Source organism: Streptomyces sp. CG4 (assembly GCF_041080655.1).
Lineage (GTDB): Bacteria > Actinomycetota > Actinomycetes > Streptomycetales > Streptomycetaceae > Streptomyces.
This window is the reverse complement of sequence record NZ_CP163525.1, coordinates 8,166,933-8,179,684: the sequence shown is the minus strand read 5'-3', so window position 1 is coordinate 8,179,684 and position 12,752 is coordinate 8,166,933. Positions and strand designations below refer to the sequence as shown.

The window sequence follows — 12,752 nt, the reverse complement described above, 5'->3', positions numbered from 1 at the left end:
CGAGTCAAGCCCGCTCCCAGGGAGGTCAGCCATGCCCATCGCGACGGTGAACCCGGCGAACGGCGAGACGCTCAAGACGTACGAGCCCATGGGCGAGGAAGAGCTGGAACGCCGGCTCCAGCTCGCCGAGGCCACGTTCCGCACGTACCGGACCACCCCGTTCGCCGAGCGGGCCCGCCTGCTGAACCAGGCCGCCGAGCTGCTGGACGAGGACCAGCCGGAGATCGCCCGGACCATGACCCTGGAGATGGGCAAACCCGTCGGGCAGGCACGTGCGGAGGCCGCGAAGTGCGCGAAGGCGATGCGCTGGTACGCCGAGCATGCCGAGGCACTGCTGGCGGACGAGGAGCCCGCCGAGCCGGATGTGCGGGACTCCGGGGCGTCCCGGGTCCGGGTGCGCTACCGCCCGCTCGGGCCGGTGCTCGCGGTGATGCCGTGGAACTTCCCGCTGTGGCAGGTCGTACGGTTCGCCGCGCCCGCGCTGATGGCCGGCAACGTGGGCCTGCTCAAGCACTCCTCCAACGTGCCCCAGACGGCCCTGTACCTGGAGGACCTGTTCCACCGTGCGGGCTTCACGGAGGGCTGTTTCCAGACGCTGCTGATCGGCGCGGGCGCGGTGGACGAGATCCTGCGCGACGAGCGGGTGAAGGCGGCGACGCTGACGGGCAGCGAGCCCGCGGGCCGGGCGGTCGCCGCCACCGCCGGGCAGATGATCAAGAAGACGGTGCTGGAGCTGGGCGGCAGCGACCCGTACGTCGTCATGCCGTCCGCCGACCTGGACCGGGCGGCCGAGGTGGCGGTCACCGCACGCGTGCAGAACAACGGGCAGTCCTGCATCGCGGCGAAGCGGTTCATCGTGCACCGTGACGTCTACGACGCCTTCGTCGCGAAGTTCGTCGCCGGGATGCGGGCGCTCAAGGTCGGCGACCCGCTGGAGGAGGACACCGACGTCGGGCCGCTCGCCACCGAGCAGGGGCGGCGGGATCTGGAGGAACTGGTCGACGACGCGCGGCGCAGCGGCGCCGAGGTGCTGTGCGGCGGCCTGCGGCCGGACGGGCCGGGCTGGTACTACCCGCCGACCGTGCTGGCCGGGATCACCCGGGAGATGCGGATCCACCGGGAGGAGGCGTTCGGGCCGGTGGCCACGCTGTACCCGGCCGGTGACCTGGACGAGGCGCTGCTCATCGCCAACGACTCGCCGTTCGGGCTGAGTTCCAATGTGTGGACGCGGGACGACGGCGAGGTGGCGCGGTTCACCCGCGATCTGGAGGCCGGATGCGTGTACGTCAACGGGATGACCGCCTCCCATCCGGCGTTCCCGTTCGGCGGGGTCAAACGGTCCGGGTACGGGCGTGAGCTGTCCGGGCACGGAATCCGCGAGTTCTGCAACATCACCACGGTTTGGCAGGGTGCGTGAGCGCCGCGCGGCTAGCATCCGGTCTGTGAACGGCGAAGTGACTCTGCCTCTGATCGTGGACGACCGTGGGACCTTGCAGGTGGCCGCGGCCGATGTGAGTAAGTTGCTGCGGACCGTGGGGGCTCGGTGGCTGCGGCTTGTCGAGGGCGGGGAGCAGAGGCTGGACGAGGATACGGTCGCCGCGCTGACCATTGAGTTGGCCAAGCTGGCGGATCGTATCGACGTGGCGTGTATCGCGCACAGCAGCGGGGCGCCGTAGGTCGTTCGGCTCCGTCAGCTCAGCGCTGCCCAGAACATGCTCTCGTACGTCTGGAGCAAGGTTCCGTAGGTGTGTGCGCTGTTCGTGTGCAAGGTGCCGGAGTCCAGGCCCGCCTGTACCGCCGCCGTCGCCTGTTCGTCCAAGTCCGGGGACGGCTCGGCGAAGAAGTCGAAGAAGGCGCAGGCCTCGTCCCCGAAACCGTAGTGCGTGCGCAGGCCCGTCGCGATGCGGGCGCAGTAGCCGCCCCAGGCGGAGAAGTTCGCCGTGAGGGCCAGGACGGCGTCCGCCGGGTCGGCATTGAGGGCCAGCCAGGAGACGTAGGCGGGGTAGGCCTGGCAGCCGGGCAGGGGGAGGTAGGCGCGGGAGTGGTCCGCCGTCACGCCGACGGCCCGGGCGAAGGCCTCCAGGTGCGTTCCCGCCCGTTCCTCGCCGGTCGCGAGGGTGGTGAAGAAGACCGCGGCGGCGGGGCCGGAACGCTGGGCCAGGTGCTCGAAGGAGCGGCGGTCGGCCGGGATCACCCACTGCTGTTCCAGGGCCAGCCTCGCGAGGGTCCGCGGGGGCGCCTCGCCGCGTTCCACTAGGGGGACGACTGGGTTGGCCGTCGGGTCCGGGGCGAGTGCCCGGGTGGTCGTCTGCAGCAGGTCCCCGGCCGTTGCCGTCATGGTGCTTTCTCCCTCGCGCGGACGTGCTTCTTCTCGTCCGAGCCTGACACGGTGTCCCCAGTCTGGAGTAGTTCGGCGAGAGATCGTCGCCAGTCCGAGTGATCGTGGGTGAACCACCTCCCAAGGGTGAACGACCTCTGACCGGTGGGCGAAGGCCTTCCGGAAGGCTGAAAGCAGGCACGGTTCATGGCGACTTTGTGCAGACCCTCGGTGTCGGTTCCGGAACATGTGATCACGATGGAGGAGACGCTGGAACTGGCGCGCTCCCGTCACGCGGATCACCCGCAACTGCCGCTCGCGCTGCGGCTGATCGAGAACACGGGCGTCAAGACCCGGCACATCGTGCAGCCCATCGAGGAGACCCTCAAGCACCCCGGCTTCGAGGAGCGCAACAAGCTCTACGAGGCCGAGGCCAAGGCCCGGGTCCCCGCGGTGATACAGCGGGCGCTCGACGACGCGGAGCTCCTCACCACCGACATAGACGTGATCATCTACGTCTCGTGCACGGGCTTCATGATGCCCTCGCTCACCGCGTGGCTGATCAACGAGATGGACTTCGACTCCACCACCCGGCAGTTCCCCATAGCCCAGCTGGGCTGTGCGGCCGGCGGCGCGGCGATCAACCGCGCACACGACTTCTGCGTGGCCTACCCCGAGGCCAATGCACTCATCGTGACCTGCGAGTTCTGCTCGCTGTGCTACCAGCCCACCGACCTCGGCGTCGGCTCGCTGCTCTCCAACGGCCTGTTCGGTGACGGCATAGCCGCGGCCGTGGTCCGCGGCAAGGGCGGCACCGGCATCGAGCTGGAGCGCAACGGCTCGTACCTGATCCCGAAGACCGAAGAGTGGATCATGTACGACGTCCGCGCGACCGGCTTCCACTTCCTGCTCGACAAGCGGGTGCCGGCCACCATGGAACCGCTGGCCCCGGCCTTGCAGGACCTCGCGGGCACCCACGGCTGGGACGCGTCCGACCTGGACTTCTACATCGTCCACGCCGGTGGGCCGCGCATCCTCGACGACCTGAGCAAGTTCCTCCAGGTCGACCCGCACGCGTTCCGGTTCAGCCGGGCCACCCTCACCGAGTACGGCAACATCGCCTCCGGCGTCGTGCTGGACGCGCTGCGCCGGATGTTCGACGAGGGCGGCGCCGAGCACCGGGCGCGCGGGCTCCTCGCCGGGTTCGGACCCGGCATCACCGCGGAAATGGCGCTGGGCCGCTGGCGCAGCTCTGACCGAGAAACGGCATGAGTACGGCATGACCGAAGAGACGCTCACCGAGACCCTGCCCCCGATCCGGCACTGGCCGGCGCTCGACCTGACCGGGACGGACTTCGACCCGGTGCTGAGAGAGCTGATGCGCGAAGGACCCGTCACCCGCATCCAGCTGCCCAACGGCGAGGGCTGGGCCTGGCTGGTGACCCGGATGGACGACGTCCGCATGGTCACCAACGACCCCCGCTTCAGCCGCGAGGAGGTGATGAAGAAGCCGGTCACCCGGCTGGCCCCGCACTTCATCCCCGACCCGGGCGCGGTCGGCTTCCTCGACCCGCCCGACCACACCCGGCTGCGCCGCTCGGTGGCGGCCGCGTTCACCGCGAAAGGGGTGGAGCGGGTGCGCGAGAAAGCGCGCGCCATGCTGGACGAACTCGTCGACGAACTCCTCCAGGACGGCCCGCCCGCCGATCTCACGGCCACGATCCTCAGCCCGTTCCCGATCGCGGTGATCTGCGAAATGATGGGCGTCCCGGCCGCCGACCGGCACACCATGCACACCTGGACCCAGCTCATCCTGTCCTCCTCGAACGGCAAGGAGGTCAGCGAGAAGGCCAAGCGGGAGATGGCCGCCTACTTCTCGGACCTGATCGCGCTGCGCGAGAACAGCACGGCCGAGGACGTCGCCTCACTGCTCGGTGCCGCGGTCGGCCGGGGCGAGGTCACCCTGGAGGAGGCCGTCGGGCTCGCCGGTCTCCTCCAGATCGGCGGCGAGGCGGTCACCAACAACAGCGGGCAGCTGTTCTATCTGCTGATGACCCGCCCCGACCTGGTGGACCGACTGCGCGCGGAACCGGAGATCCGCCCCAGGGCGATCGACGAACTCCTGCGCTGGATCCCGCACCGCAACGCCGTCGGCCTGTCCCGGATCGCCCTGGAGGACGTGGAGATCCGGGGCGTCCGGATCCGCGCGGGCGACGCGGTGTACAACTCCTACCTGGCCGCCAACCGCGACCCGCAGGTCTTCCCCGATCCGGAGACCATCGACTTCTCCCGCAGCCCCAACCCGCACGTCTCCTTCGGCTTCGGCCCGCACTTCTGCCCCGGCAACATGCTGGCCCGGCTGGAGGAGGAACTCATGGTGGACGCCCTGCTGGACCGGGTGCCGGGCCTGCGCCTGGCCGTACCGCCGGAGCAGGTGCCCTTCAAGAAGGGCGCGCTGATCCGGGGCCCCGAGGCCCTGCCGGTGACCTGGTGAGCCTCCCATGACATGGACCGAGGGACTGTATGTACCGCCGGGCCACGGCCGCGTCGTCGAGACACCGGCCCAGCGCGTGACGTTCAAGGTCACCGGCACGCATTCGCGGATGGCCTCCACCTTCGAGGTGGAGGTCCCGCCGGGCTTCGACGTGGGCGCCCATGTGCACACCCGCAGCGAGGAGTTGTTCTACGTCCTGGAGGGAGAACTGGACGTCCTCGCCTTCGAGCCGGTCATCCGCACCCCCGACAAGTGGCAGAAGTGGGAGTCGAGTTCGGGCAACAGGGTGGTGCGCGCGACTCCGGGCACGGTCATCGTCGTTCCCCCCGGTTGTCCGCACGCCTTCGCCAATCCGACGGACAGCCCGGCGAAGATGTTCTTCCAGGCCGCGCCCCCACCGGACCACGAGCGCTATTTCGAGGAGCTGCTGGAGATCCTGGGCAACGGCGGCCCGCCGGACCAGGAGGCGATCGAGGCGCTACGGGCCAAGTACGACATCGAGCAACTCACACCTTTGAGACACAGGTGAGTGTCCCTGCCATGGGGCGCGGGGAACTGCGCGACCAGCCGCACTCGGCGGTGTGACCGGATCGCGCAGCAACCCTGACGTCGCTACCGAATCGGCATCCCGGCCAAGGTCCGCGCGATGACGAGCCGCTGAATCTCACTCGTCCCCTCGAAGATCGTGTAGATCGCGCTGTCCCGGTGCATCCGCTCGACCGGGTACTCACGCGTGTACCCGTTCCCGCCCAGTATCTGGATGGCCTGCGCGGTCACCTTCTTCGCGGTCTCGCTCGCGAACAGCTTGGACATCGACCCCTCGGCGGCGGTGAACGGCTTGCCGTTGACGGCCATCCACGAGGCCCGCCAGACGAGCAGACGAGCCGCGTCGATCTGCGTGCGCATGTCCGCGAGCTGAAAGGCGACGCCCTGGTTGTCGATGATCGGCCGCCCGAACTGCTCGCGGGTCCTGGCGTAGTCGAGTGCGACCTCGTAAGCCGCCCGAGCGGTGCCGACCGCCATGGCTCCCACGGCGGGCCGGGACGCCTCGAACGTCGCCATGGCGGCGTTCTTCACCCGCTCCCCGGAGGCCTTCGCCTTCTCACGGGAACGGGCGAGCCGCTCGTCCAGCTTCTCCTTGCCTCCGAGCAGGCAGGAACCGGGAACACGGACGTTGTCGAGGATGACCTCGGCGGTGTGCGAGGCACGAATCCCGTGTTTCTTGAACTTCTGGCCCTGGGCGAGCCCCGGCGTGCCCGGCGGGACGATGAAGGACGCGTGGCCCTTGGAGCCCAGCTCCGGGTCGACGCTGGCGACGACGACGTGGACGTTGGCGATGCCGCCGTTGGTCGCCCAGGTCTTCGTGCCGTTGATCACCCACTCGTCCTTGGCCTCGTCGTACACGGCTCGCGTCCGCATGGAGGCGACGTCGGAGCCGGCGTCGGGCTCGGAGGAGCAGAACGCGGCCACCTTGACGTCGGTCTGGTCGCCGTACATCTGCGGGATCCAGGTGCCGATCTGTTCCTCGGTGCCGTTGGCGAGCACGCCCACGGCGGCCAGGCCGGTGCCCACGATGGAGAGGGCGATGCCCGCGTCCCCCCAGAACAGCTCCTCCATGGCCATCGGGATGCCGAGCCCGGTGGAGTCGAAGTACTGCTGCGCGTAGAAGTCCAGGGAGTAGATGCCAACCTTCGCGGCCTCCTGGATGACGGGCCAGGGAGTCTCCTCGCGCTCGTCCCACTCGGCTGCCGCGGGACGGATCACATCGGCGGCGAAGCCATGGAGCCAGTCCCGGACTTCCCTCTGTTCGTCGTTCAGCTCCATGGTGAACTCGGCCATGTCCCCTCCAGCGGCGGCGATACGGTGTTACTAGCGGTAACCCGAGTGTGTTACCGACGGGTAGGAAAAGTCAACCTTCGATGACACCTCGGCATCCCGTTCGATGCCAGGGGCACAGTCAGTGTTAGTTTGCGCAAGCGTCACCGAATCAGCACGGGTGGGGAGAGCACATGGACACCACACAGCGGACCGAGCAGCAGCGGTCCGCCGACCGCCGACGGCGCGAGCTGCTGGAGGCCGCCGACCGGGTGGTGCTGCGCGACGGCCCACAGGCGTCGATGAACGCGATCGCTGCGGAGGCGGGGATCACGAAGCCGATTCTGTACCGGCACTTCGGCGACAAGGGCGGGCTTTACGCCGCCCTTGCCAAGCGGCACACGGACGCGCTGCTCGATTCACTGCGGGCGGCGCTGGACGCTCCGGCGGATCGACGGGAGCGGGTCGAGTCCACGCTGGACACGTATCTCGCCGCGATCGAGGCACGGCCGCAGGTGTACCGGTTCCTGATGCATCCGGCGGAGGGGAGTCAGGGCGGCGACCAGGGCTTCGACGTCGGCAAGCATTCGGCGCCGCTGCTTCGGCGGATGGGCGAGGAGCTTGCCCAGGTCATCGAGGAGCGGGTGGATCTCGGACCTGAGAGTCAGCAGCTGGCCCGGGTGTGGGGGCATGGGATCGTCGGGATGATGCATGCGGCCGGGGACTGGTGGCTGGGTGAACGTCCTTGCTCCCGGGCCGAGTTGGTGCGGTCCCTTGCCGATCTGTTGTGGGGTCGCCTTGCGGCCGCCGGGGACAGAATGGGAGGCCCGGGGTTCTGAGGGGCGACTCCCTCACCGGCTCCATGAAGCTCGGGAGATCTGCCTGGCCAATCTGCGCTTGCGCCACCCCGTGAGGTGATCCGCGTACACGCGGCCCTCCAGGTGGTCGTACTCGTGCTGCAGGCAGCGGGCGAAGAACCCCGTGCCGTGGACGGTGACCGGCTCCCCCGTCATCGTCACGCCCTCGATCACCGCATGGTCGTAGCGCTCCGTCCCCGCCTCCAGCCCCGGCAGGGACAGGCAGCCCTCCGGGCCGCGGATCACCACGCCGTCCGTCTCGACGAGGCGGGGGTTCACCACGTGGCCGAGGTGGCGCACATCGTCATCATCCGGACAGTCGTAGACGAAGACGCGCCACGGCACCCCGACCTGATTCGCCGCCAGCCCGACCCCTTGCGCGGCGTACATGGTCGCGAACAAGTCCTCCACGAGGGCGGCCACTTCGGGTCCGAAGCCGGAGACCTCGCGGCAGGGCTCGTGGAGAGCGCTGTCGCCGAGCAGGGAAAGGGGCCGGACTCGCCCGTGGGCGCCCGGGATCGTGCCGTGTCGCATAGCGGCAAGGGTACGGTTCCTTCAGCTCATGCCCGCCGCGCATGGCGTGGGCCGGGATTCGGGTGTGCGAATGGATCTCGATAGGCTGAGGACCCCACACCACGTTGCCGGATGGCCCCAGGCGCGGCGCGTACGCAAGGAGGATCGAGAACTGATGGCAGGCAACTCGGACCCGCTCACGCCGCGGGCCAAGCTGGCAGTGACCGCCGGCAAGGCGGTCGCTGCGGCATCGCGCGCCGCGGGGCGCGGCAGCGGGTCGGTGATCGGCGGCCGGGTCGCGCTGAAACTCGACCCCGACCTGCTCGCCCGGCTCGCGCAGAACCTGGACGTCGTCCTGGTCTCGGCGACCAACGGCAAGACCACGACCACCCGGCTGATCGCCGAGGCGCTGCGCGCCGCGGGCCCGGTCGTCTCGAACGCGCTCGGCGCGAACATGCCGGCCGGTATCACCTCCGCGCTCGCGGGCAGCTCGGACGCCAAGTTCGGCGTCATCGAGGTCGACGAGAAGTACCTGGCGGGTGTGGCGCGGGACACGGCTCCCAAGTGCATCGCGCTGCTCAACCTCTCCCGTGACCAGCTGGACCGCGCCGCCGAGACCCGGATGCTCGCCGAGAACTGGCGCGAGGGCCTCGCCGGCTCCAAGGCCGTCATCGTCGCGAACTGCGACGACCCGCTGGTGGTGTGGGCCGCCTCCTCGTCCCCGAATGTGATCTGGGTCGCGGCCGGGCAGATGTGGAAGGACGACGCCTGGTCCTGCCCGTCCTGCGGTGGCGTGATGCAGCGCCCCGGCGACGACTGGTTCTGCGGCGAGTGCGGTTTCCGGCGGCCCCAGCCGGCCTGGGCGCTGTCCGGGGACCATGTGCTGGACCCGCACGGGTCGGCCTGGCCCATTCATCTGCAGCTGCCGGGGCGCGCGAACAAGGCGAACGCGGCCAGCTCCGCGGCCGTCGCCGCCGTCTTCGGGGTGCCGCCGCAGGTCGCGCTGGAGCGGATGTACCAGGTGCAGGCCGTGGCCGGCCGGTACGACGTGGTGCAGTTCCAGAACCGTGATCTGCGCCTGCTGCTGGCCAAGAACCCGGCCGGCTGGCTGGAGACCTTCTCCCTGATCGACCCGCCGCCCGCGCCGGTGATCCTGTCCGTGAACGCCCGCGGCGCCGACGGCACCGACACCTCCTGGCTGTGGGACGTCGACTACACCCGGCTGACCGGCCACCCGATCTTCGTGATCGGCGACCGCAAGCTGGACCTCGCCGTCCGTCTGGAGGTCGCGAACCAGCACTTCCAGGTCTGCGAGAATCTCGACCAGGCCGTGCAGATGTGCCCGCCCGGCCGGATCGAGGTCATCGCGAACTACACCGCGTTCCAGGACCTGCGCCGCCGCGTCGGCAACTGATCTTCGAAGGGCGATCACCTCATGAGCGACAACCAACTGCGGCTGGTGTGGATCTACCCGGACCTGCTGAGCACCTACGGCGACCAGGGCAACGCTCTCGTCGTGGAGCGGCGGGCCCGACAGCGCGGCCTGGACGTGGCCCGGCTCGACGTGCGCAGCGACCAGCCGATCCCAACCTCAGGCGACATCTATCTGATCGGCGGCGGCGAGGACCGGCCGCAGCGGCTCGCGGCCGAGCGGCTGCGCCGGGACGGGCATCTGTCCCGCGCGGTGCAGAACGGCGCGATCGTGTTCTCCGTGTGTGCCGGCTACCAGATCCTCGGCCACGAGTTCATCAACGACCTCGGCCAGCGCGAGCCGGGTCTCGGCCTGCTCGACGTGGTCTCGGTGCGCGGCGAGGGCGAGCGGTGCGTCGGCGATGTGCTCGCCGACATCGACCCGCAGCTCGGGCTGCCGCAGCTGACCGGCTTCGAGAACCACCAGGGCGTCACCCACCTCGGCCCGACCGCCCGCCCGTTCGCGCGGGTGAAGATCGGCCGGGGCAACGGCACCGGGGACGGCACGGAGGGCGCGTACAACGGGACCGTGTTCGGCACGTACATGCACGGCCCGGTCCTCGCGCGCAACCCGCAGATCGCCGACCTGCTGCTGAAGCTGGCGCTCGACGTCAACGCGCTGCCGCCGGTCGACGACCGCTGGTACGAGGCGCTGCGCGACGAGCGCATCACGGCGGCCCAGCAGCCCGCGTGAGGCTCCTTCCGGGGCTTCTTCCAAGGGTGCTCAAGGGTTCCTCCAGCACCTGCCGGCACGGTGGTCACGAGCCCGCCTGACGGACCGTCCGCTCACATGTGCGGGCGCGTCCAGCAGGCGGACGCCCGCTACGGAGCGACCCCCTCACGCCGGTAGGGTGGCCGGGAATCCGCCGGACAACGTGGTCCGGTTACCCGGCCCACGTTGAGAAGGTATTTCGGGCTATGCGCATTGGTGTCCTCACGTCCGGCGGCGACTGCCCCGGCCTGAACGCCGTCATCCGGTCCGTCGTGCACCGCGCCGTCGCCGACCACGGCGACGAGGTCATCGGTTTCCGGGACGGCTGGAAGGGCCTCCTGGAGTGCGACTACCTCAAGCTCGACCTGGACGCCGTGGGCGGCATCCTGGCGCGCGGCGGCACCATCCTCGGCTCCTCCCGGGTCCGCCCGGAGCATCTGCGGGACGGTGTCGAGCGGGCCAAGGGCCATGTCGCGGAACTCGGCCTGGACGCGATCATCCCGATCGGCGGTGAGGGCACGCTGAAGGCGGCTCAGCTGCTGTCGGCGGGCGGGCTGCCGATCGTCGGCGTGCCCAAGACCATCGACAACGACATCGCCGTCACGGACGTCACCTTCGGCTTCGACACGGCCGTCACCGTGGCGACCGAGGCCCTGGACCGGCTGAAGACCACCGCCGAGTCGCACCAGCGAGTGCTGATCGTCGAGGTCATGGGCCGGCACACCGGCTGGATCGCGCTGCACTCCGGCATGGCGGCCGGCGCCCACGCCATCGTCGTCCCCGAACGGCCCTTCGACATCGAGGAGTTGGCGGCAAGGGTCGGCGAGCGTTTCGAGGCCGGCAAGCGGTTCGCGATCGTCGTCGCGGCGGAGGGCGCCAAGCCCAAGGCCGGCTCCATGGACTTCGACGAGGGCGGCAAGGACATCTACGGCCACGAGCGCTTCGCCGGGATCGCCCGGCAGCTGTCCATCGAGCTGGAGCAGCGGCTCGGCAAGGAGGCGCGGCCGGTGATCCTGGGGCATGTGCAGCGGGGCGGGACGCCGACGGCGTACGACCGGGTGCTGGCCACGCGGTTCGGCTGGCATGCGGTGGAGGCCGTGCATCGCGGTGAGTTCGGGAAGATGACGGCGCTGCGGGGGACCGACATCGTGATGGTGTCGCTGGCCGAGGCCGTCGAGACCCTGAAGACCGTGCCCGTGGAGCGATACGACGAGGCGGAGTGCGTCCTGTAGTTCACCCGAGAACAACCCGCCCCCGGTCACGGCTGTGACCGGGGGCGGTTCTACTCTTGGGGCGGACAACTTGCACAACCCCCACGAATCAGGAGCCGCCGGATGAACCACAGCGGGCACGGCATGATGATGGATCTGCCGCCGTTCACGCTGGGGCGGGGGCTCCAGTGGTCGGCGGATCCGTTCTTCCTCGTCGCCTGCGTGGCCGGGCTCGCCCTGTACGGCTGGGGTGTCGCGCGGCTGCGCCGGCGCGGGGACGGCTGGCCCGTGTCCCGTACGGTGTCGTACGTCATCGGCGTCCTGACCGTCGCCCTGGTGATGTGCACCAAGCTGAACGACTACGGCATGGTCATGTTCAGCGTGCACATGGTGCAGCACATGATCATCAGCATGCTGTCGCCGATCCTGATCCTGCTCGGCGCGCCGGTCACGCTGGCGCTCCGGGCGCTGCCGGTGGCCGGCAAGGGCCGCACGGGGCCGCGCGAGCTGCTGCTGGCCCTGCTGCACAGCCGGTACATGCGGATCATCACCCATCCGGCGTTCACGATCCCGCTGTTCATCGCGAGCCTGTACGCGCTGTACTTCACCCCGCTGTTCGACCTGCTGATGGGCTCCCGGGCCGGGCACATCGGGATGATGGTGCACTTCCTCGCGGTCGGCGTGGTGTTCTTCTGGCCGATCATCGGCATCGACCCGGGCCCGCACCGGCCGGGGTATCTGATGCGGATGCTGGAGCTGTTCGCGGGCATGCCGTTCCACGCGTTCTTCGGTATCGCGCTGATGATGGCGTCGACGCCGATGGTGGAGACCTTCAAGCACCCGTCGGCCTCGCTCGGCATCGACGCGCTGTCCGACCAGAACGCGGCCGGCGGGATCGCCTGGGCGTTCAGCGAGATCCCGTCCGTGCTGGTGCTGATCGCGCTGCTGTTCCAGTGGTACGGCTCCGAGCAGCGGCAGGCCAAGCGCAAGGACCGGGCCGCCGACCGGGACGGCGACAAGGAGCTGGAGGCGTACAACGCCTATCTGGCCTCGCTGAACGCGCGCGAGGGCTAGTCGCGGCGAACTGCGCACGAGCTGCGCGGAGGCGTCCCCTCCGGGCGGGATCCGGGGCACCATGGTCGAGGACGGACCACGAGGAGGGTGTCGCGATGCCCGGTTCCATGAACGGCCCGACGAACGGCTCCACCAAGGTGATGGGGGCTGTCACGGTCGGCGGTCTCGTCGTCGTGACCGCCTACACGGTCGCGATCGGCAGTAATGGCTGGCTGTGGTTCGGCTGGGTCGTCCTGGGCCTGCTGACCCTCGCGATGGTCGTCACACAGTCCTAGGTCCCCGCGGCGGA

At 69.7% G+C, this 12,752-nt stretch carries 14 protein-coding genes; 11 read left to right on the top strand and 3 right to left on the bottom strand.

Annotation, left to right across the window (positions count from 1 at the left end):
• The first annotated feature begins 31 nt into the window (after positions 1 to 31).
• Entirely contained in the window at positions 32 to 1,417 is a 1,386-nt protein-coding gene (locus AB5L52_RS37580) for an NADP-dependent succinic semialdehyde dehydrogenase (protein WP_369367867.1), read from the top strand.
• A 25-nt stretch (positions 1,418 to 1,442) separates the two neighbouring features.
• On the top strand, positions 1,443 to 1,676 hold the full coding sequence (locus tag AB5L52_RS37575; RefSeq protein WP_023552609.1) for a DUF6213 family protein: 234 nt from the start codon (positions 1,443 to 1,445) through the stop codon (positions 1,674 to 1,676).
• Between the two features lie 14 nt (positions 1,677 to 1,690).
• On the opposite strand, the gene AB5L52_RS37570 is transcribed toward AB5L52_RS37575, so the two are convergent.
• Entirely contained in the window at positions 1,691 to 2,338 is a 648-nt protein-coding gene (locus AB5L52_RS37570; protein ID WP_369367866.1) for a transcriptional regulator, read from the bottom strand.
• A gap of 186 nt (positions 2,339 to 2,524) precedes the next feature.
• Between AB5L52_RS37570 and AB5L52_RS37565 the strand changes: the two genes are divergently transcribed.
• The 3 genes from AB5L52_RS37565 to AB5L52_RS37555 are packed head-to-tail and all read left to right on the top strand — an operon-like array spanning position 2,525 to position 5,340.
• Positions 2,525 to 3,589: a type III polyketide synthase gene (locus tag AB5L52_RS37565; RefSeq protein WP_351019949.1), complete on the top strand. Its 1,065-nt coding sequence runs from the start codon at positions 2,525 to 2,527 to the stop codon at positions 3,587 to 3,589.
• Between the two features lie 7 nt (positions 3,590 to 3,596).
• On the top strand, positions 3,597 to 4,811 hold the full coding sequence (locus AB5L52_RS37560) for a cytochrome P450 (protein ID WP_351019947.1): 1,215 nt from the start codon (positions 3,597 to 3,599) through the stop codon (positions 4,809 to 4,811).
• A 7-nt stretch (positions 4,812 to 4,818) separates the two neighbouring features.
• Positions 4,819 to 5,340 (top strand): cupin domain-containing protein, encoded by a 522-nt coding sequence (locus AB5L52_RS37555; RefSeq protein ID WP_351019945.1) that lies wholly within the window; start codon positions 4,819 to 4,821, stop codon positions 5,338 to 5,340.
• 83 nt (positions 5,341 to 5,423) lie between these two features.
• Here AB5L52_RS37555 and AB5L52_RS37550 read toward each other — a convergent pair whose 3' ends face one another.
• Positions 5,424 to 6,650 (bottom strand): acyl-CoA dehydrogenase family protein, encoded by a 1,227-nt coding sequence (locus AB5L52_RS37550; protein ID WP_351019943.1) that lies wholly within the window; start codon positions 6,648 to 6,650, stop codon positions 5,424 to 5,426.
• A 170-nt stretch (positions 6,651 to 6,820) separates the two neighbouring features.
• Here AB5L52_RS37550 and AB5L52_RS37545 point away from each other — a divergent pair, with 170 nt between their 5' ends.
• A complete protein-coding gene (locus AB5L52_RS37545; protein ID WP_023552603.1) occupies positions 6,821 to 7,465 on the top strand; it encodes a TetR family transcriptional regulator in 645 nt (214 codons plus the stop codon).
• A 12-nt stretch (positions 7,466 to 7,477) separates the two neighbouring features.
• Here the strand turns inward: AB5L52_RS37545 and def are convergent, their stop codons facing one another.
• Positions 7,478 to 8,017: a peptide deformylase gene (def, locus tag AB5L52_RS37540; RefSeq protein ID WP_351019941.1), complete on the bottom strand. Its 540-nt coding sequence runs from the start codon at positions 8,015 to 8,017 to the stop codon at positions 7,478 to 7,480.
• A 154-nt stretch (positions 8,018 to 8,171) separates the two neighbouring features.
• On the opposite strand from def, the gene AB5L52_RS37535 reads away from it, so the two are divergent.
• From AB5L52_RS37535 to AB5L52_RS37515, 5 genes are all read left to right on the top strand, one after another.
• Entirely contained in the window at positions 8,172 to 9,410 is a 1,239-nt protein-coding gene (locus AB5L52_RS37535) for a MurT ligase domain-containing protein (RefSeq protein WP_351019939.1), read from the top strand.
• A gap of 21 nt (positions 9,411 to 9,431) precedes the next feature.
• Positions 9,432 to 10,160 (top strand): glutamine amidotransferase, encoded by a 729-nt coding sequence (locus tag AB5L52_RS37530; RefSeq protein WP_351019937.1) that lies wholly within the window; start codon positions 9,432 to 9,434, stop codon positions 10,158 to 10,160.
• A 224-nt stretch (positions 10,161 to 10,384) separates the two neighbouring features.
• Complete coding sequence (locus tag AB5L52_RS37525) at positions 10,385 to 11,410, top strand: 6-phosphofructokinase (RefSeq protein ID WP_351019935.1); 1,026 nt, start codon at positions 10,385 to 10,387, stop codon at positions 11,408 to 11,410.
• Between the two features lie 102 nt (positions 11,411 to 11,512).
• The gene (locus tag AB5L52_RS37520; protein WP_351565561.1) at positions 11,513 to 12,463 is read left to right on the top strand and encodes a cytochrome c oxidase assembly protein; all 951 of its coding nucleotides are present in this window, start codon (positions 11,513 to 11,515) and stop codon (positions 12,461 to 12,463) included.
• A gap of 95 nt (positions 12,464 to 12,558) precedes the next feature.
• On the top strand, positions 12,559 to 12,738 hold the full coding sequence (locus AB5L52_RS37515) for a hypothetical protein (protein ID WP_351019932.1): 180 nt from the start codon (positions 12,559 to 12,561) through the stop codon (positions 12,736 to 12,738).
• Positions 12,739 to 12,752: the final 14 nt, after the last annotated feature.